18 protein-coding genes are annotated in these 18,297 nt (G+C 58.9%); 10 read left to right on the top strand and 8 right to left on the bottom strand.

Annotated elements, in window-relative coordinates:
- Positions 1 to 73: 73 nt before the first annotated feature.
- The 3 genes from QMX84_RS22545 to QMX84_RS22535 form a co-directional block, all read right to left on the bottom strand.
- Positions 74 to 685 (bottom strand): 3'-5' exonuclease, encoded by a 612-nt coding sequence (locus QMX84_RS22545; protein WP_262123813.1) that lies wholly within the window; start codon positions 683 to 685, stop codon positions 74 to 76.
- Positions 686 to 713: 28 nt separating this feature from the next.
- Complete coding sequence (locus QMX84_RS22540; RefSeq protein WP_048367811.1) at positions 714 to 1,190, bottom strand: NYN domain-containing protein; 477 nt, start codon at positions 1,188 to 1,190, stop codon at positions 714 to 716.
- A gap of 127 nt (positions 1,191 to 1,317) precedes the next feature.
- On the bottom strand, positions 1,318 to 2,031 hold the full coding sequence (locus QMX84_RS22535; RefSeq protein ID WP_282364827.1) for a DUF2076 domain-containing protein: 714 nt from the start codon (positions 2,029 to 2,031) through the stop codon (positions 1,318 to 1,320).
- A gap of 175 nt (positions 2,032 to 2,206) precedes the next feature.
- Between QMX84_RS22535 and QMX84_RS22530 the strand changes: the two genes are divergently transcribed.
- Together QMX84_RS22530 and QMX84_RS22525 are read left to right on the top strand one after the other, a co-directional pair.
- A complete protein-coding gene (locus tag QMX84_RS22530; protein WP_153435299.1) occupies positions 2,207 to 2,866 on the top strand; it encodes a YciC family protein in 660 nt (219 codons plus the stop codon).
- Positions 2,867 to 2,956: 90 nt separating this feature from the next.
- The gene (locus QMX84_RS22525; protein WP_262123811.1) at positions 2,957 to 4,039 is read left to right on the top strand and encodes an endonuclease/exonuclease/phosphatase family protein; all 1,083 of its coding nucleotides are present in this window, start codon (positions 2,957 to 2,959) and stop codon (positions 4,037 to 4,039) included.
- A 67-nt stretch (positions 4,040 to 4,106) separates the two neighbouring features.
- Here QMX84_RS22525 and QMX84_RS22520 read toward each other — a convergent pair whose 3' ends face one another.
- Positions 4,107 to 5,429, bottom strand: coding sequence for an MFS transporter (locus QMX84_RS22520; protein ID WP_262123810.1), 1,323 nt, complete (start codon positions 5,427 to 5,429; stop codon positions 4,107 to 4,109).
- 444 nt (positions 5,430 to 5,873) lie between these two features.
- On the opposite strand from QMX84_RS22520, the gene QMX84_RS22515 reads away from it, so the two are divergent.
- The 4 genes from QMX84_RS22515 (at position 5,874) to QMX84_RS22500 (ending at position 9,596) form a co-directional block, all read left to right on the top strand.
- A complete protein-coding gene (locus QMX84_RS22515) occupies positions 5,874 to 6,761 on the top strand; it encodes a LysR substrate-binding domain-containing protein (RefSeq protein WP_123752051.1) in 888 nt (295 codons plus the stop codon).
- A 195-nt stretch (positions 6,762 to 6,956) separates the two neighbouring features.
- A complete protein-coding gene (locus tag QMX84_RS22510; protein WP_123752050.1) occupies positions 6,957 to 7,940 on the top strand; it encodes a DUF1852 domain-containing protein in 984 nt (327 codons plus the stop codon).
- 27 nt (positions 7,941 to 7,967) lie between these two features.
- The gene (locus tag QMX84_RS22505; protein ID WP_282364826.1) at positions 7,968 to 8,996 is read left to right on the top strand and encodes a methionine synthase; all 1,029 of its coding nucleotides are present in this window, start codon (positions 7,968 to 7,970) and stop codon (positions 8,994 to 8,996) included.
- Positions 8,997 to 9,086: 90 nt separating this feature from the next.
- Positions 9,087 to 9,596, top strand: coding sequence for a flavin reductase family protein (locus QMX84_RS22500; RefSeq protein WP_282364825.1), 510 nt, complete (start codon positions 9,087 to 9,089; stop codon positions 9,594 to 9,596).
- Between the two features lie 12 nt (positions 9,597 to 9,608).
- Here QMX84_RS22500 and hrpB read toward each other — a convergent pair whose 3' ends face one another.
- A complete protein-coding gene (gene hrpB / locus QMX84_RS22495; protein ID WP_282364824.1) occupies positions 9,609 to 12,128 on the bottom strand; it encodes an ATP-dependent helicase HrpB in 2,520 nt (839 codons plus the stop codon).
- An 89-nt stretch (positions 12,129 to 12,217) separates the two neighbouring features.
- Here hrpB and QMX84_RS22490 point away from each other — a divergent pair, with 89 nt between their 5' ends.
- Both QMX84_RS22490 and QMX84_RS22485 read left to right on the top strand, forming a co-directional pair.
- Positions 12,218 to 12,637 carry a polyribonucleotide nucleotidyltransferase gene (locus tag QMX84_RS22490; RefSeq protein ID WP_123752047.1) on the top strand — a complete coding sequence of 140 codons (420 nt, stop codon included), beginning with the start codon at positions 12,218 to 12,220 and terminating at the stop codon, positions 12,635 to 12,637.
- Positions 12,638 to 12,650: 13 nt separating this feature from the next.
- Positions 12,651 to 13,547, top strand: a complete 897-nt coding sequence (locus QMX84_RS22485) for a cation diffusion facilitator family transporter (RefSeq protein WP_262123807.1) — start codon at positions 12,651 to 12,653, stop codon at positions 13,545 to 13,547.
- A gap of 44 nt (positions 13,548 to 13,591) precedes the next feature.
- Here the strand turns inward: QMX84_RS22485 and QMX84_RS22480 are convergent, their stop codons facing one another.
- A complete protein-coding gene (locus tag QMX84_RS22480; RefSeq protein ID WP_153392376.1) occupies positions 13,592 to 14,656 on the bottom strand; it encodes a DUF6515 family protein in 1,065 nt (354 codons plus the stop codon).
- Between the two features lie 418 nt (positions 14,657 to 15,074).
- On the opposite strand from QMX84_RS22480, the gene QMX84_RS22475 reads away from it, so the two are divergent.
- Positions 15,075 to 15,554 carry an Lrp/AsnC family transcriptional regulator gene (locus QMX84_RS22475; RefSeq protein ID WP_048367596.1) on the top strand — a complete coding sequence of 160 codons (480 nt, stop codon included), beginning with the start codon at positions 15,075 to 15,077 and terminating at the stop codon, positions 15,552 to 15,554.
- Between the two features lie 153 nt (positions 15,555 to 15,707).
- Positions 15,708 to 15,917 (top strand): DUF2788 domain-containing protein, encoded by a 210-nt coding sequence (locus tag QMX84_RS22470; protein ID WP_048367598.1) that lies wholly within the window; start codon positions 15,708 to 15,710, stop codon positions 15,915 to 15,917.
- Here the strand turns inward: QMX84_RS22470 and QMX84_RS22465 are convergent.
- Positions 15,912 to 16,478 carry a pseudouridine synthase gene (locus QMX84_RS22465; RefSeq protein ID WP_162207676.1) on the bottom strand — a complete coding sequence of 189 codons (567 nt, stop codon included), beginning with the start codon at positions 16,476 to 16,478 and terminating at the stop codon, positions 15,912 to 15,914. The genes QMX84_RS22470 and QMX84_RS22465 overlap by 6 nt on opposite strands.
- A gap of 143 nt (positions 16,479 to 16,621) precedes the next feature.
- Positions 16,622 to 18,094, bottom strand: coding sequence for an AMP nucleosidase (amn, locus tag QMX84_RS22460; protein WP_153335827.1), 1,473 nt, complete (start codon positions 18,092 to 18,094; stop codon positions 16,622 to 16,624).
- Positions 18,095 to 18,297: the final 203 nt, after the last annotated feature.

Below are 18,297 nucleotides of genomic sequence, written 5' to 3'. Positions count from 1 at the left end.
GAGCTTGCCTCGCGATCTTTTCAACGATCAAAAGATCGCGAGGCAAGCTCGCTCCTACACGGGAATAAACGTTTTAGAAACCGCGATAACGCTTCAGGTGTTCGTTGATCTTCGCTGCCGGGACTTTCTGCAATTTACACAGCAGGTCGTGATCCAGCGCTTTCAGCCCGTACTGCTGGCGCAGTTGCTCGGCCAGGTAAGTCATCAGGTTGGCGGCCATTTCCGCATCGGCCATAGCCCGGTGAGCCTGCCCGGTGTGGGGCAAGTCGGCAAAGGCGGTCAGGGTACCCAGCTTGTGATTGGGTGCGGCCGGCATCAGCCGCCGGGCCAGCAACAGCGAACAGGCAAAGTTCTGCAAACGGGTGCGCTTGATGCGGCCCATTTCAAAGTCCCAGAACTTTTGGTCAAACGCCGCGTTGTGTGCCACCAGCGGGGTAATCCCCACGAACTCGTTGACCTCGTTCATCACCCGCTCGGCAGGCGGCGCGGTGCGCAGCATGGCGTTGCTGATGCCGGTCAGTTGCTCGATAAACCCCGGCACCCGCACGCCGGTGTTCATCAGGCTTTGGTAACGCTCGACGATGCGCCCCTGTTCAAGTATCACCACGGCAATTTCAGTGGCCCGGCACGAACTGCTCGGCGAAAGCCCGGTGGTTTCAAAGTCGATGACCGCAATGCGTTCCAAACCTGATCAATCCTGTCAAAAATGAGCGTTATTTAAGCAGCAAGTTGCCTTCAATCGGCACGTAGCGAGTGGCCGCGCGGATCAATGAGTTGGCGGTCAGGCCGGGCACGCCATAGGCCACGGTCTGGACCCCGTGCTTGTTGGCAATGCGCTCAAGCAGCAGGTCAAAGTCGCCGTCACCCGAGGCCAGCACCACTTCGTCGACATTGGCTGCCGAGTCCATGATGTCGATGGTAATGCCCACGTCCCAGTCGCCCTTGGCCGAGCCATCGCTGCGCTGAATATAAGGTTTGAGTTTTACCGTGAAGCCCAGGTTGCGCAGGATTTGCTGGAACTGCTGCTGTTTGCTGTCGCCCCGGTCAATGGCGTAGGCGTACGCCTCGACAATTTCACCGTGCTGGCTGATATCAGCCCACAGCGCCGCGTAGTTGAAATGGCAGCCATAGGCCTGGCGAACCGTGTAATAGAGGTTCTGCACATCCGCGAAGACCGCAATTTTTTTCACCGGCAAACCTCTTGAGGCCCAGGCAAGCGGGCAGGTAGGTAAAACACAAGGCCGCAGTATGCCAGCCTGCCGAGGGTTTGCGCGGATAAACCGCCCAGCGAGCCATTAGCCGCCGGGCGTTGGGGGATCAGACGAAGGAATCGTCGTCTGAATAGAAGCTGTCATCGTCGTTGAAACCGCCGCCATCAAAGCCGGACCGGTCATTGTTGGCGAACTGCTGGTTGTCATTGCCCCAGCCATTGCCGCCCGCCGATGTCGGCTCTTCGATGATTTCTTCAACCACTTGCGGCTGCTGCTGATGATGGCTGAACAAGCTGCTGATGCCCTGGGCGAGCATCACACCACCGGCCACACCGGCGGCAGTTTTCAAGGCACCACCGAGAAATCCGCTGCCCGCCGCGGGCGCTGCTGCCGCAGGTGCCGGCGCGTAGGCCGGCGCTGATGCAGGCGGTGCTGAAGATGGGCCGTCGCGCCAGCCGCCGGAGCTTGGCGGGGCACTGAATGACTGGCTCGGTGCGGGCGCCGGAGCTGGCTCACGGCTGCCGCCACCAAACAGGCTGGACAGAAAACTGCCGCCCGTAGCGGCCGGCGCAGGTGCAGCCGCCGCAGCGCGGGCTTGCTGCAACTCGGCTTGCAGTTGTTTGTTCTGTTGGTCGAGCTGCTTGATCGCCGCCTCTTGCACCAGAATCGCCTGGGTCATGAAATACGTCGCCAACGGCTGGCGTGCAATGTGCTCGTTGATCAGCGACTGCGCTTGCGCGTCTCGCGGGGCCGCCTCTCGTTCAGCCTGTTGCAACCGGGTAAATAGCCCGTCAATCAGGGTTTGCTCTTCGCTGTTCATGACGACCTCGTTCGATTGTCGAAAAATCTGCTAACCGCCCACTACAGTAGGCACTCAAAAGTTATGGGGACGTTACGAGAAGTTTCAATGAACCTTTACCCAGCTTTACATTTGCTAACCGTCGCGTGTCATCGGTTAAAGTGGCGGACTGTTTCCAGACTGCTGAAACCTGACAATGAATCCGCTTACCGTTCTTCGTGACTCTCTGTACTTCATCCAGCGCAACCTCGGCCAAGTCATCACCCTGTGCTTGCCCTTGGTGATTCTTGAAGCCGTGCTGCAATACGTTGTGGACGACGCGGTAGGCCCTAATGCATCACAGGGCTACGCGCTGATCGTCGGCCTGCTGGTCTACCCGTTGTACACCGGGGCGCTGATTGTGTTTCTCGATGCCCGCAGCCGGGGCGAAAGCCCGAGCAACCGCGACGTGCTGGCCCGGGCGCTCAGCCTGTGGCCCAAGTTCGCCCTGCTCGCCGCCATCAGCACGCTGCTGATTGTGCTGGGGCTGTCGATGTTCTTTATTCCTGGCATCTACCTCACCGTGGTTCTGGCGTTTTCCGAGTACAACCTGGTGCTGCGCGGCCAACCACCGCTGACGGCCATCAAGTCGAGCCTGATCATGAGCCGCGGCCATTTCTGGCGGATCTTCGTCTGCATTCTGGCGGTCATGGGGCCTTTACTCCTGCTCAAGCAACTGAGCTTTTCGCTGGTCCCTGAAGACACCAACGCGGTGGTGACGGTGGCGTTGGAAAGCTTCAACAGTTTTCTGCAGTTGTTCCTCTCGGTGGTTCTGTTCCGGCTCTTTATGTTGATAAGCGAAAAGTCCGACACATAACCAAGAAAAATTCCTATACCCAGAGCCTTGGGGGGCCGCGCTGCCGTCAGGTATGCTCGGCACCTCCTTCGCCCCTCATAAGCAGAGCCCATGCCACGTATACTGCGCCCCACTGTATTAGGTTTAGTGCTGACCTCAGCGGTTGTGGCTGGCCTGATTTACAGCGTTACGTGGCGCCCGGACGCTAAAGAGGTGCTGGCGGTCAGTTGCCCCGTCGCCGCTCCCACGCTGGTGGCCGGGCAAGCGATCAAGATCATGACCTGGAACGTCCAGTACCTGGCCGGCAAGCGCTATGTGTTCTGGTACAACCTGATCGACGGCAGCGGCCCGGATGACCGCCCTAACCGAGAAGACATGGCCTTCAGCCTGGATGAAGTGGCGCGGGTGATTCGCGATGAGCAGCCCGACCTGATCCTGCTGCAAGACCTCGACGAAGAAGCCAAGGCCAGCGACTATCAAAACCAGCTCGCCTTGTTGCAGGAACGCCTGGTCGACCTCTACCCGTGCAGCACCCAGGCGTTTACCTGGAAAGCCGACTTTGTTCCCGACCGGCATATTTTCGGCAGCGTCGGCCGCAAGATCGTCACCCTCAGCCGTTACCAGATCGAACACGCCGAGCGCCTGCAATTGCCGGTGGCCGAGAGCAACCTGATCAGCCGTCAATTCCAGCCCAAGCCCGCCATGCTGGTCAGCTACTTGCCGCTCAATGACGGTGGGCAACTGGTGGCCATCAACACGCAACTTGATGCTGCGACCCTCAACAACAGCAACCTCAAGCGCCAAATGCAAGCGGCGGCAGCGCTGGTCGACAAATATGAAAGCCAGGGCACACCCTGGGTGATTGGCGGCAACTTCAACCTGCTGCCCATCGGCCAGTTCCTGCGCCTGCCCGCCGAGCAGCGTCTGGGCTACTCGCCTGACAGCGAGCTGCATCTATTGTGGGAAAAGTACCCGATGCTCCCCAGCAACCCGGAAGCCACCGGCATCGACCGCGAGCAATGGCTGACCTTCTTCCCCAACAACCCCGCCGTCGGCGAGCCTGACCGCACCCTCGACTACCTGTTCTACAGCCCCAAACTGCAACGCGTTGAAGGCTATGTGCGCCAGGAGGACACCCAGGCTGTGTCAGATCACCTGCCGGTGGTCGGGCGGTTCTTGCTGCCGGCTGATTGAGCAAACACAACGAAAAAGGGGGGCGACCGTTACCGGTCACCCCCCTTTTTTTATTGCTCGCAGATGATCAGTTGCGGGCTGCCAGCGCGTCATTCACTGGCTGGTCTTTCTTCGCTTTGCCGCTGTCGGAAATGAAGATCACAGTGATCAGGATGCCAAACAGCGCAAGCCCGGCCAGCAGGTACAGACCGCTTTCGTAAGTGCCTGTCATTTCCTTGAGCGCACCAATGATGCCAGGGCCAAAGAAACCACCCAGGTTACCGACCGAGTTGATCAGGGCAATACCCGCCGCGGCACTGCTGCCACTCAGGTACAGCGCTGGCAGTGGCCAGAAAGGTCCCTTGGCGCCCATGATGCCAACCGTCGCCACACACATCGCGATGATGGCCAGGTTACTGCCGGTCAGCCAACCCGCCGTGCCCAGGCCACCGGCGATAAACAACAGGGAAATGATGACGAAGGCCGTGCGCTTCTGGAAACGGTCCGACAGGAAGCCGATGGTCACCATGCCGATGCATCCGACAACGTAAGGAATCGAGGTGATCCAGCCGATGTCCATGCCGCTGAAGCCTTGCTGCTTGATGATCTGTGGCAAGAACATCGACAGGCCAATGTTGGCAGCCGTCGCGCAGAAGTAAATCATGCACAGGGCAAGGATTGACGGGTTGCAGAACACTTTCCACAGGGACGACTTTCCGTCCAGCGCGACAGGGTGCGCCTTGGCATCTTTATCCAGCTCGGTCATCAACCACTGACGTTCTTCATCGCTCAGCCAGGCCGCTTGCTTTGGCGAATCCGGCAGGTATTTGAGGACCACGCCGAACAGCAGCACGCCCGGGATCCCTTCAATCAGGAAGAGCCACTGCCAGCCTTTGAGGCCCAGCGCGCCATCCAGTTGCAACAGCGCCGTCGAGACCGGAGCACCAATGGCCAGCGAGATCGGGATGGAGAGCATGAAAATCGAGATGATGCGTGCGCGGTAACGCACCGGGAACCAGTAGGTGAGGTACAGAATGACCGCAGGGAAGAAGCCCGCTTCAGCCACCCCCAGCAGGAAGCGCATGATCAGGAAGCTTTTTGGGCCCTGAACCAATGCCATGCAGGTGGCGATCAGCCCCCAGGTGAAGAGGATGCGGGCAATCCAGCGGCGTGCACCGACTTTCGCCATGAGCAGGTTGCTGGGTACTTCGAACAGGCAGTAACCGATGAAGAACAAGCCCGCGCCCCAGCCATAAACGGCAGCGCTCAGGCCAATGTCAGCGTTCATCGTCAGGGCGGCAAAGCCCACGTTGACCCGATCCAGATAGGAAATGATGTACAGGCAGATCAGTAGCGGCAAGAGCCTCAGAAAGATCTTGCGTGTCACCTGCTTTTCAATGGCAGTGCTCATAGTTAAGAACTCTTATTTTTTTAGGCTTAATGGATATCGCGGTAAACCACTGTCTAACTAATCTGGCAAAACACCTCATCTGAATGAATCGTTCATGCGCCGGTTAGCTAGCAAACCGACGAGGCCTTTGACGCCATGCGCGATTGCAGTAAGGCGCGAAGATTGCCACAGCAAGGCCCACATCCAAACCGAGAAAAAATGCCTCTATACATGCAGAAAACACATGAATGAGATGAGGGGCGATTTTTCCTACAGGCGCGCGAGAGCCCCGTCAAAGCCTCTAAAACGGGGATCACAGACCATAATCACGGGGGTTTAGAGGGCCGAGTGTTTGACCGTGCGGCTGATCACGCTGTGCTGATCAAGCAAATGTCGTATGCTGGCCCTTTGATTTAAAGCGCTGTTTGCGCACCCCGACCATCGATTTATTCACGCAGAGTCAGCATGAATCCTCGGACCCTTAACCCCTCAATCTCTTCCTTGCTGGCTTTCGAAGCGTCTGCCCGACATGGCAGTTTCACGCGCGCGGCCGAAGAACTAAGCCTGTCGCAAAGTGCAGTTAGCCGACAAGTTCAGTCATTGGAAGAACTGCTGGGGGTTTTGCTCTTCGACAGAGTTGGCAGGCACATTACGCTGACGGAAGTGGGTCGTATTTATTCCGTGGAAGTTGCCGGAGCGCTGGCTCGAATTCGCGACGCCACCATGCAGGCCCTGGCCTACCGGAGTGGCGGCGGGTCTTTGCATTTGGGCGTATTGCCGACGTTCGGTACCAAGTGGTTGTTGCCGCGCATGAGTGATTTTTATGCCAAACACCCCGAAATCCTTGTGCATATCCACTCGCGTGCGAGCACCGTAGACTTCACCACCACCGGGCTGGATGCCGCCATTTGTGTCGGTGAAGGGGTCTGGCACCATGTGGTCTCGCACAAGCTTTTCGATGAGGAACTGGTCCCGCTGGTGGGCAGCAGCAATGCCGAGGCTGAGCGCTACACCTGCGCTGAAGACCTGCGCTCTGCACAGTTGCTGCAGGTCGCCCCGCGCCCGCACCTCTGGCTTGAGTGGTTCAAAATGCAGAATTGCCAACCTGGCCGGTTGAGGCTAGGCCCGCAATTCGAACTCACCACCCACCTGATCCAGGCGGTGTCGTCGGGCATCGGGGTCGGGCTGTTGCCGCGTTTTCTGGTCAAGGACGAGCTGGCCAACAACACCCTGCGCATCCCGTTCGACTCCATTTCACCGACCGGGACGGCCTACTACCTGCTCATCCCGCCGCACAAGGCCAATCACCGGCCCATCGCGGTGTTCAAGGACTGGCTGATGGGCCAGCTGTAACCCGGCAAACCCTGCTGTCGCGGGCTCGGCAGCGCATCATGAGCATCACTAACGATTTGCTGAAATCAATTCATTATCTATCGCTGAACTTCTCGTCCAGAATGCCCCTTAATTAGAAACAACATAAAGATTATCAAGAGACAAACCAGAAAGCCCTGTTCTGGTTTATCTCTTCTATTAAGGCGTCAGATCATAATGAGCAGAGAATTCACATTTTCTATCAAGAGCATTCGCTTTGATGAAAACTATCAGCCTTCAAACACGACGCGCATTACGACCAACTTTGCTAACTTGGCCCGAGGCGAACATCGCCAAGAGAACTTGCGCAACACCTTGAAAATGATCAACAACCATTTCAATACGCTGGCACATTGGGACAACCCAAAGGGCGACCGTTATGCGGTGGAACTTGAAATCATTTCGGTCGCCATGAGCCTTGATGCAGAGCACAGTGACAATGCCCTGCCACTGATTGAAATATTGAAAACCCATATTATCGACCAGCACACACACGAGCGTATTGAAGGCATTGTAGGCAATAACTTTTCTTCTTATGTGCGCGATTATGACTTTAGCGTGCTGTTGCTGGACCACAATAAAGGCCAATCAACGTTCAGCACCCCGGCCAACTTTGGTGAATTGCACGGCCAACTGTTCAAGTGCTTTGTTAATTCAACGACCTACAAAGAACACTTCAACAAACCGCCGGTGATCTGCCTGAGCGTGTCGAGCAGCAGGACCTACCTGCGCACGGAAAACCAGCACCCGGTGCTGGGCGTTGAATACCAGCAGGATGAATACTCCCTGACCGATGATTACTTCCAAAAAATGGGCTTGAAGGTGCGCTATTTCATGCCGCCGAACAGCGTGGCACCGCTGGCCTTTTACTTTGCCGGTGACTTGCTGGGTGATTACACCAACCTTGAACTGATCAGCACCATCAGCACGATGGATTCCTTCCAGAAAATCTATCGCCCTGAGATTTACAACGCCAACTCTGCCGCCGGCAAAGCCTATCAGCCGAGTTTGAAACACCAGGATTACTCACTGACGCGAATTGTTTACGACCGAGAAGAACGCAGCCGGTTGGCGATTGAACAAGGCACCTTTGTTGAAGAGCACTTTATCAAGCCGCACCACGCCATTCTTGAGCAGTGGTCCGCCCATTACGCTCTTTAACGACTTATTAAGACAAGGCTATTCACGATGAAAAAATTGCTCCCTACTTCAACGGCCGGCAGCTTGCCGAAACCGTCCTGGCTGGCACAACCCGAAACACTGTGGTCACCCTGGAAGTTGCAAGGTGAAGAGCTTATTGAAGGCAAACAAGATGCCTTGTTACTGGCCCTGCAAGAACAACAACACGCCGGTATTGATATCGTCAGTGATGGAGAACAAACACGCCAACACTTTGTCACCACGTTTATTGAACACCTCAGCGGCGTTGATTTTGAGAAGCGCGAAACTGTCAGGATTCGTGACCGTTACGACGCCAGCGTCCCCACCGTAGTAGGGGCTGTTGCGCGGCAAAAGCCGGTGTTTGTGGAAGACGCCAAGTTCTTGCGTCAACAGACCACGCAACCCATTAAATGGGCGCTGCCAGGTCCTATGACCATGATCGATACGCTGTACGACAACCACTATAAAAGCCGCGAAAGACTCGCCTGGGAATTCGCCAAAATTCTTAACCAGGAAGCCCTGGAACTGGAAGCGGCGGGCGTCGATATTATTCAGTTTGATGAACCCGCTTTTAACGTGTTCTTTGACGAAGTGAATGACTGGGGCGTGGCGACCCTGGAACGAGCCATTGAAGGCCTCAAGTGTGAAACGGCTGTGCATATCTGCTACGGCTATGGCATCAAGGCCAACACTGACTGGAAAAAAACCTTGGGTTCAGAGTGGCGCCAATATGAAGAGGCGTTCCCCAAGCTGCAACAATCCAGCATCGACATCATTTCGCTGGAATGCCACAACTCCCATGTCCCCATGGACTTGCTGGAACTGATTCGCGGCAAAAAAGTGATGGTAGGCGCCATTGATGTGGCCTCGCACACCATCGAAACACCCGAGGAAGTGGCCAATACCCTGCGCAAGGCGCTGCAGTTTGTAGACGCCGACAAACTGTACCCATGCACCAACTGCGGCATGGCCCCGCTGCCACGTCACGTTGCACGCGGCAAGTTGCAAGCGTTGACGGCTGGCGCCGAGATCATCCGCAGAGAACTGTCGAAGTAAGCACTGCCTGCGAGCTTTAAACACGAGTAACGCCTGAAGTCAGCCCATTTAAGCGGCCGACTTCAGGCTTATCCCTATTCAGGACCCACCATGGCACTTCCTCGTACGGCGATCGAACCCTTGAGCTTTCGCGAAGCCCTAGGGCACTACGCATCCGGTATCACGGTGATTACATCACACGTGGATGACGAGCCGATTGGCTTCACCTGCCAGTCGTTCTATAGCGTGTCGATGAGCCCACCGCTGGTGTCTTTTAGCGTTATGGCCAGTTCAGCCAGCTACCCGAGAATTCGTCAGGCGGGTCGGTTCGCGGTCAATATCCTGTCGGGCGAGCAGGTGGAGATTTCCAACCAGTTCGCGCGCAAAGGCACCGACAAATGGCACGGCGTCGACTGGCAGCCATCGCCGCTGGGCAACCCGGTTATCGCGGGCAGCCTGCATTGGCTTGATTGCGAAATTCACGCCGAGCACGTCGCCGGTGATCACCTGATCGTGATCGGCGAAGTCAAAGCGTTAAACCTGCAAGAAGCGGCGGCGACGCAGCCACTGCTGTATTTCAAAGGCCAGTACTGCAACCTCGCCACCCTTGGCGCCGCGTGAAGGTTTAGGGCCTCAACTCTTTCTTGGCTTGGCCCGGGCCGTCGCTTCGGCCACCAACGGGTCATCGGGCCAGTAATGTTTGGGATAACGCCCTTTCAGGTCTTTTTTCACTTCGGCATAGGTGCTGCGCCAGAAGTTAGCCAGGTCTTGGGTGACTTGCACCGGGCGCCGGGCGGGTGACAGCAGGTGCAGTTTGACCACCTGACGCCCGCCCGCGATGCGCGGGGTGTCTGCCAGGCCAAAGAGTTCTTGCAGGCGCACCGCAAGAATCGGCGGGTGCTCGCTGTAGTCCAGACGCACCGACGAACCCGACGGCACTTTGATGTGTTGCGGTGCCAGTTCGTCAAGACGCTGGGGCAGCGGCCATTTGAGCAAGTTATGCACAATGCTCGACAGGTCGAGGCTGGCAAAATGGCTAAGCCGCGACACCCGCCCCAGGTACGGCCCCAGCCAGCCCTCAAGCCCGGCCAGCAACGCCGCATCGCTCACGTCCGGCCATTCGCTTTGGCCCTGGTTGCTTACATCGAGCTGACGCAGCAACGCCACCCGCGCTTGCCATTGCCGCAGTTCAGGCGTCCAGGGGAGCAGTTCCAGGCCTTTGCGCCGCACCAGGTTGACCAGTGCCTGAGTCCGCGACGCCTCATCAAGGCCGGTCAGGGGTTCACGGCTTAATACCAGTTCGCCCACTTTTCGCTGACGTTCGGCGCGCAATACCCCTTCGCGCTCGTCCCAGTCCAACTGGTCCACAACGCTGACTTGCTCATTGAGTACACCGTCCAACAGCGCCGGATCAAACTCGGCGGCCAGATAAATGCGCTCTTCACGCTGGCCCTGACGACTGCCCAAATCGGCAACCACCAGCCACGGCTGTTTCATCAAGCCGTCGACTTCGCTGAACAACGCCGCCCGGCCATTGGCCAGCCGGTATTCGGCGCCGCCGGGCTTGCGCTGTTGCGCGATGCGATCGGGATAGGCCAGCGCCAGCAAGGCGCCCAGCCAACGCGAATGATCGGGGTCGGCCACCGGCTGGGCAGGCTTGCCGCGCAAGTAGCCCTGATATTGCCGGGCCAGTTGCCTGGCACGCTGCACCCCGCCCTGCCCGCCCCGCGCCGCCCGGTTTTCACCGGACAACAAGGCCAAACGGCTGTGCACATCGGCCCCGGCGCCGCGCAAAATATCGCGTTCACCCAATAAAGCGGCCACGTCACAGGCCATCGCCGCCAACCCCAGATCGTGCCCGCGCAGCAACAAATGCGCGATACGCGGGTGCGCCGGCAGTTGGGCCATCGCTTCGCCATGGGCCGTCAGTTTTAGCCCACCCAAGGCGCCCAGGCGTTCCAGCAGTTGCCGGGCCTGTGCATAACTCGCGGCAGGCGGCACATCGAGCCAGGTCAGTTGCTCCGGGGTGACGCCCCAACGCGCCAGTTGCAGGGCCAACCCGGCCAGATCGGCCTGGAGGATTTCAGCACTGCCATAGGCCGCCAGTTGCGCGTGTTGGTCTTCGGACCACAGCCGATAACACACCCCCGGCTCCAATCGCCCGGCCCGGCCTGCCCGCTGGGTGGCGCTGGCGCGGGAGATGCGCTGCGTGTCGAGGCGGGTCATGCCGCTGCCGGGGTCAAAACGCGGCACCCGCGCCAGCCCGGCATCGATCACAACGCGCACGCCGTCGATGGTCAGGCTGGTTTCCGCGATGTTGGTGGCCAGCACCACTTTGCGTGTGCCGCTGGGCGCTGGTTCGATGGCGGCGCGCTGCGCGGCCAGATCCAGCTCGCCATGCAAGGGGCATAGCGCAATGTCGCTGCGTTGGCCCAGGGCATCAGCCAATTGTTGAGTGACGCGACGGATCTCGGCCTGGCCGGGCAAAAACACCAGCACGCTGCCGCTCTCGTCATGGATAGCGTCCAGCACGGTTTGCACCACACGCGGCTCGATAAACTCGCCCGGCACAAAAGGCCGTCCCCAGCGCATCGCCACCGGGTACATGCGCCCTTCGCTGCGCAACACCGGGGCATCGTCTAACAGGCTGGCCAACCGCTCGCCTTCGAGGGTGGCCGACATCAGCAGAATTTTCAGCGGCTGCTCATCGCGAAACAGCTCACGGCCGTTGAGGCTCAAGGCCAACGCCAGATCGGCATCCAGACTACGCTCGTGGAACTCATCAAAAATCAGCAGCCCGACGCCTTCCAGCGCCGGGTCTTCTTGCAGACGGCGGGTCAGAATGCCTTCGGTGACCACTTCGATGCGTGTGGTGGGGCCGACTTTGCTGTCCAGACGGATGCGATAACCCACGGTTTCGCCGACTTTCTCACCCAGTTCGCTGGCCAATCGCTCGGCGGCAGCCCGCGCTGCCAGGCGTCGCGGCTCCAGCATCACGATGCGCTGACCGGCCAGCCATGGCTCATTCAACAGGGCCAGCGGCACACGGGTGGTTTTACCGGCGCCGGGCGGTGCTTCGAGCACCGCTTCGTGGCGCTCACGCAAGGCTTGACGCAGTGCAGGTAAAACTTCATCAATCGGCAAAGAAATCATGGTGGCTCCAGAACAGAGCGGCGAGTATAACGGCGAACGGTTATGCGTTAAGCGTGGTCTTAATTCTTCAGCGTGTTAGAGGTTTTCCTATGCGTACATTTTCCCGCGTCATTGGCGGTGTCGTGGTTGCGACGCTGCTCACTCAGCTGACCGCCTGCGGCAGTATTTTCTTTCCCGATCGTCGTGGCCAGATTGATGGCAAGATCGACCCGGTGGTGGTGGTGCTCGATGGCATCGGGCTGTTGTTTTACGTGATTCCGGGCCTGATCGCGTTTGGCGTCGACTTCGCCACCGGCGCTATTTATTTGCCGCCGGGCAAGACCGCGCAAATCGCCCCGGAAAAACTTCAGCAAGCCATTGGTGCTGACGGCAAAGTGGATAACAGCAAGCTGCAGGCCATTCTGGAAAGCGAGCTGGGCCGCAGCTTCCCGCTGAACGATCCACGCCTGATCCAGCACAAAGGCAGCACCCAGCAATTAGCGATGTATGGCTTGATCCCCGCAGCCTGATAAAGGAAGGCCAATGACTAGCAGTCCGGAACACGCTCGCCTGTTACGCCTGGCCACCCGCGCCTCGGTGGCGGTGGCCAGTATTTTGATCATCACCAAAGCCATCGCCTGGTGGCTCAGTGGTTCGGTCAGCATGCTCGCCGGGCTGACAGACTCATTGCTCGATGGCGTGACCTCGTTCCTCAACCTGTTGGCGGTGCATTACGCGCTACGCCCGGCCGATGACGATCACCGCTATGGCCACGGCAAAGCGGAATCGTTGGCGGGCATGGCGCAAGCGCTGTTTATTGGCGTGAGTGCGGTGCTGATTGCCTTTCAGGCGTTCGACCGATTGAAACACCCCGAGCCGGTCAACGCGCCGTGGATCAGCATTGCCGTGATTGTGTTCTCGTTGGTAATGACGGTGGGCCTGCTGATCCTGCAACACCGCGTGATCAAGGCCACGGGCTCCAACGCGGTGCGCGCAGATTCGCTGCATTACCGTTCAGACCTGATGCTCAACGGCAGCATTCTGGTTGCGCTGGTCTTCGCCGCCGTGGGCTTCTCGCAGCTGGATGCGTGGTTTGGTCTGGGGATTGCGGTGTACATCCTCTGGAGCGCCTTCCAGATTGCACGCGAGAGTTTTTCGGTACTGATGGACGAAGAATTACCCACCGACGTCAGCGAAAACATGCTGGTTTTGGCCTGCGCTGTGCCGGGTGTTTTGGGCGCGCACGATTTACGCACCCGGATCTCGGGCAGCATCTGGTTTGTGCAACTGCACCTTGAGCTACCGGGCCAACTCAGCTTGCTGGACGCTCACACCCTGAGTGACCAAGTGGCAGCAGCCATCGAAAACGCCTACCCACGGGCCGAGGTGCTGGTGCATGCGGACCCACAGGAGGTCGTCAAACCCAAGGCAGCGCCGTAGTCGCTGCCGAAGGCTGCGAAGGGTTGCTGAGCAACCCGGCAGTTTTAATACGTCACCTGATACCCACGACTATTCAAGCAATTGCCCTCAGCCTGCCGATAGGTCTGCACCACGGCCGGCGCGGGGGCGTAGGCAATGTGGGCCGGGTCGAAATGGCTCTGGTCAACCGCCCAGCGGTAGCAGTCGTAACGATCCTGATCAATTTGCGCCGGGGTCTGGCCATTGGCCGGATACGCCACCACGTCATAACCGTTACTCACCGGTTGCGGCGCTGGCTGCACAATCGTCGCCGGTGGCTCGACCACAATGTAGTCCTGGGTTGCCGGCTGGTACGCGTAATAAGACCCGGCCGCGAGGAAGAACAGCGAACTGCCTACCCACACCTCACGCGCATAACTGGGGATGATGCTGACACGAATCCCGTAGGGCGGCTGCACCACGATGTAGCGCGGACCTTCGGGGCGATACCAGTAGCCCCCTGAAAAGAAGAAGTTCTGCCCGCGATACGGCACTTGGCGATATTGGCCCGGGAACCGGTCAATGGCATAACCGGGACGGTATTGCGGGCCAGGACCCCAGCCATTGCCATGCCCGTCCGGGCGACCGGCCCAGCGCACATCATTGGGGTGAACATTATTGCCACCGGGCCTGAAGTTTTGACCACCGGCTTGCCAGTTCTGGTTGCCGCCACGGTTGGGCATCTGGGTCTGCTGCACAGCATTTGGGCGCGGCTGAATCGGCAGGTTACTCACTGGCGGCCCCGGATGCTGCTGCCCGGGGCGCACCTCAAAATGCTGTTGAGGGCCAGGGTTGCCGGGCTGTGGATGAAACTCCGGGCGAGGCTGATTAGCCTGCGGCGGGCGATTTTCAGGGCGCGGCTGATTGCCTTGCTGCGGCCTATTCTCAGGGCGCTGCGCATTGCCCTGCCAACCCTCCGGTCGACCCTGGCGCTGCTCACCGCGCGGCTGATTACCTTCTTGCCAATGCTGACCACCGTTAGGCCGTGCTTCTTGAGAGTTTCCATCCCCTCGCTCATCAGCCAGTACTTGGCCGGTGACACTCACACAGAGCAAGCCAACCGTGGCCAAACGCCAGATGCGCGATTTCATGATGTTCCTCACTCGGGTTAGGGGGCGCGTAATCATAAGACTGGAAAACCGCAAAGCGGTTCTGCTCAAGGCTAGCGGTTGCGTACTTTATTTGCGCGCACAATAAAAAAGGGCGACCCGTCGGTCGCCCTTTGAATTTTTCCGTCCTGGCTCAACACTTGTGATGTTGGCTCACCTCGCCCCGTCTTCTGGACAGTGCGTAGCCCGGGGGCCGGGGCAACCCTGTTGGGTTGGCGGCCGCGGCAGGCCTGATTCGGCGGCCGCAGTGGACTCTATGTCCGGGCAGTGATTCTGGTAATAAGAATAGGCCTGAGGCGCCGGCAGAGGATTGCGAAGATTGCTGAATAAAATAGCACTTGCGCAATTTTTGCCTTCAGATGGATACTTTGCCGCAATAGTTATTACAAAGGGTGTCTACGTGAGCAAACTGGACCGGTACGACCTAAGCATTTTGGCGGAATTACAGCGTGATGCGCGCATCTCTAACCAGGAATTGGCCGAACGTATCGGGCTGTCGCCTTCACCTTGCTCACGTCGGGTCAAGCAACTGGAAGACGACGGTTATATCTCGCGCCAAGTCGCGTTGCTGGACCGCAAGCTGCTGGGGTTGAGCCTCACGGCCTATGTGCTGATCGGCATGGACCGCCATACCCCTGAGCGTTTTGAGAACTTTGAAGCGGCGATTCGTACGCTGCCGCAAGTGCTGGAGTGTAGCCTGGTGACGGGCATAGACGCCGATTACCAGTTGAAAGTGGTCGTACCGGACATGGACCATTATCAAAAGCTGCTGCTGGGCCATTTGACCCGCATTGATGGCGTGACCAGCGTACGTTCCAGTTTTGTGCTGAACCAGGTGCTCAACAGCACCGAGTTGCCGTTGACGCATTTGCGTACGTGATTAACACCCTGTAGTCGCTGCCGAAGACTGCGATGGGTTGCGTAGCAACCCCGGCTCAGCACGCACAAACGAAGGTCCTTCGGCCCTTATCGCAGCCTGCGGCAGCGGCTACAGGATTGCGAGCGCCCCAACACGCGATCGATGGAGACCCCAATGGATCCTGCCGTATTTGAAGAATGGATGATGACGATACTGGTCAGCGTGCTGATCCTGTTTATGGGCTTTATCGTCTGGGACCTGGCGAAAAAATCCAAGGCCGGGCGCTTTGGTTCGATGATTCTGTTTTTTGTGCTCGGACTTGGGGTCGCCGCGTTTGTGATCAAAAGCGTGGTGATCGGCCTGATCGAGTCTGGCGCGTTATAACCGCGCCGGCACTTCTTTGTAGTGGCCTTGCTCCAGCCCCTCAATCGTCCAGTCGCCAATGCGCACCCGCACCAGACGCAGCGTCGGCAACCCCACCGCCGCCGTCATGCGCCGAACCTGGCGGTTACGCCCTTCGCGAATCACCAACTCCAGCCACGACGTCGGGACGCTTTTGCGAAACCGCACCGGCGGGTTACGCGGCCACAGTTCAGGTTCTTCCAGCGCTCGCGCTTCGGCGGGCAGGGTTTTGCCGTCATTCAATTGCACACCGTCACGCAGTTGCTGCAATTGCTCTGCTGTCGGCTCGCCCTCCACCTGCACCCAATAGGTTTTTGGCAGCTTGTGCTTGGGATCGGCGATTTTGGCCTGTAGCTGGCCGTCATTGGTCAGCAGCAGCAAGCCTTCGCTGTCACGGTCCAGGCGCCCGGCCGGGTAGATCCCCGGAATCGGGATAAAGTCTTTGAGAGTCGCCCGCCCGCCTTCGTCGCTGAACTGGGTCAGGACATCGAACGGTTTGTTGAACAGAAACAATTTGGGCTCAGCTGGCGGTGCCTTGGCCACACGGCGATTGGCAGCAGTGGGGCTGGTGCTTTTAGGCGCCGGACGGCGTGGGGCGGGACGAGCAGAACGGGACATGACAAAAAGAACATCTAGCGATCAGGGCTGGTCATGCTAGTGCCCTGATCGCTAAATGACCACTTGAATCAACGGAACGGCGGTTCGTCGAAGCTGCGCAGTTTGCGCGAGTGCAGCGAGTTGAGCTGGCCACGCATCAAGTCGACGGCAGCGATACCGATTTTCAGGTGCTGGCTCACGGCCCGTTCATAAAACGCGTTGGCCGAGCCCGGCAGTTTGATTTCGCTGTGCAGGGGTTTGTCCGAGACACACAGCAACGTGCCGTACGGCACCCGCAAACGGTAGCCCTGGGCCGCGATGGTGCCGCTTTCCATGTCCACCGCGACCGCACGGGACAGGTTGATCAGCGGACGCTCCTGCGCCCAGCGCAATTCCCAGTTACGGTCGTCGTAGGTCAACACGGTGCCGGTACGCAGGCGTTTTTTCAGCTCATCGCCGCGTTCACCAGTGACCTGGGCGGCCGCTTCCTGCAACGCCAATTGCACTTCGGCCAATGCAGGGATCGGGATGTTCGGCGGTACGACGCGGTCCAGAATCCCGTCGCGGCGCATGTAGGCGTGAGCCAGCACGTAGTCGCCGATGGTCTGCGATTGGCGCAGCCCGCCGCAGTGGCCGATCATCAGCCAGCAATGCGGGCGCAGCACGGCCAGGTGGTCGGTGATATTTTTCGCGTTGGAAGGGCCGACACCGATGTTCACCAGCGTGATGCCGTGGCCGTCGCTGGCCTGCAAGTGATACGCCGGCATTTGATAGCGGTGCCACACCACACCGGCAGCAATTGCCTGGGCTTCGCCGTAGTCCATGGACTTTTCGATGATCACGTTACCGGGCATGACCATGCGTACAAAGCGCGGGTCATCCCGTAGTTGCTCAAGGCCATGGAGGATGAACTGGTCCACGTAGCGGTGGTAGTTGGTCAGCAGGATCCACGGCTGCACATGGCGCCAGTCGCTGCCGGTGTAGTGCACCAGGCGGCGCAGCGAGAAGTCGACGCGGGCCGCATCGAACAGCGCCAGAGGCAGCGGATCGGTGTTTTCCCAGTCGTACAGGCCATCGGCGATGCCATCGGTGGCGGCCGACAGGTCGGTACTCGGGAACACCCGCGCCAGGGCGGCGGCCGTTACGCCGGAGCCCGCGAGCTCGTCGCCCTGCTCAACCACGTACGGGTACGGGATGTCTTGCTGGCTGACACCGACTTCGACCACCACGGTGAAATCACGCATCAACGGCACCAACTGCTCTAGCAGGTAGTGACGGAACGCGGCGGGATGGGTGACGGTGACGCTGTAGGTGCCAGGCAGTTGCACCTTGGCATAAGCACGGGTGGTGGTCGGGACTTCGCCATGGATGCGGTAGGTCAGACGCAGTTCCGGGTAACGAAACAGAGCACGTTCTTCCGGGGTCGGTTCGATCCGGTCTTTCAGGTAGCGCTTGAGTGCCTGGCTTAGCGCCGTGGTTGCGCGTTCATGCAGGGCCGCAAGGCGGTCGACAGCCTCGGCAGCGGTTGAAACGACAATAAAAGCTTCGGTCACGATAAGCATCCTGTCTTCTGAACTGGCAGGCCTTTATCTTGCCTGTATCAGTCGTTAAAGCATACCGGGCACACCACAAAACCCTGTAGCCGTACGATCGGTGGGAGCGGGCTTGCTCGCGATTGGATTGACTCGGTGCCACAGACAGACCGAGTTGTCTTTATAGCGAGCAAGCCCGCTCCCACAGTGCATGGGTGGGTGAGGGTTAAAGG

The sequence above is a fragment of the Pseudomonas sp. PS01297 genome (assembly GCF_029959305.1).
Classification (GTDB): domain Bacteria; phylum Pseudomonadota; class Gammaproteobacteria; order Pseudomonadales; family Pseudomonadaceae; genus Aquipseudomonas; species Aquipseudomonas helleri.
The sequence above is the reverse complement of the archived record's forward strand: the minus strand, read 5'-3'. Positions and strand labels throughout refer to the sequence as shown.

Bases quoted from the DNA above. Each gene is read 5' to 3' on its own strand.
- QMX84_RS22480 (WP_153392376.1), bottom strand. From the start codon at position 14,656: ATGAAATCGCGCATCTGGCGTTTGGCCACGGTTGGCTTGCTCTGTGTG.
- QMX84_RS22515 (WP_123752051.1), top strand. From the start codon at position 5,874: ATGAATCCTCGGACCCTTAACCCCTCAATCTCTTCCTTGCTGGCTTTC.
- QMX84_RS22520 (WP_262123810.1), bottom strand. From the start codon at position 5,429: ATGAGCACTGCCATTGAAAAGCAGGTGACACGCAAGATCTTTCTGAGG.
- QMX84_RS22510 (WP_123752050.1), top strand. From the start codon at position 6,957: ATGAGCAGAGAATTCACATTTTCTATCAAGAGCATTCGCTTTGATGAA.
- QMX84_RS22490 (WP_123752047.1), top strand. From the start codon at position 12,218: ATGCGTACATTTTCCCGCGTCATTGGCGGTGTCGTGGTTGCGACGCTG.
- QMX84_RS22505 (WP_282364826.1), top strand. From the start codon at position 7,968: ATGAAAAAATTGCTCCCTACTTCAACGGCCGGCAGCTTGCCGAAACCG.
- QMX84_RS22525 (WP_262123811.1), top strand. From the start codon at position 2,957: ATGCCACGTATACTGCGCCCCACTGTATTAGGTTTAGTGCTGACCTCA.
- QMX84_RS22470 (WP_048367598.1), top strand. From the start codon at position 15,708: ATGGATCCTGCCGTATTTGAAGAATGGATGATGACGATACTGGTCAGC.
- QMX84_RS22530 (WP_153435299.1), top strand. From the start codon at position 2,207: ATGAATCCGCTTACCGTTCTTCGTGACTCTCTGTACTTCATCCAGCGC.
- amn (WP_153335827.1), bottom strand. From the start codon at position 18,094: ATGCTTATCGTGACCGAAGCTTTTATTGTCGTTTCAACCGCTGCCGAG.
- QMX84_RS22535 (WP_282364827.1), bottom strand. From the start codon at position 2,031: ATGAACAGCGAAGAGCAAACCCTGATTGACGGGCTATTTACCCGGTTG.
- hrpB (WP_282364824.1), bottom strand. From the start codon at position 12,128: ATGATTTCTTTGCCGATTGATGAAGTTTTACCTGCACTGCGTCAAGCC.
- QMX84_RS22485 (WP_262123807.1), top strand. From the start codon at position 12,651: ATGACTAGCAGTCCGGAACACGCTCGCCTGTTACGCCTGGCCACCCGC.
- QMX84_RS22500 (WP_282364825.1), top strand. From the start codon at position 9,087: ATGGCACTTCCTCGTACGGCGATCGAACCCTTGAGCTTTCGCGAAGCC.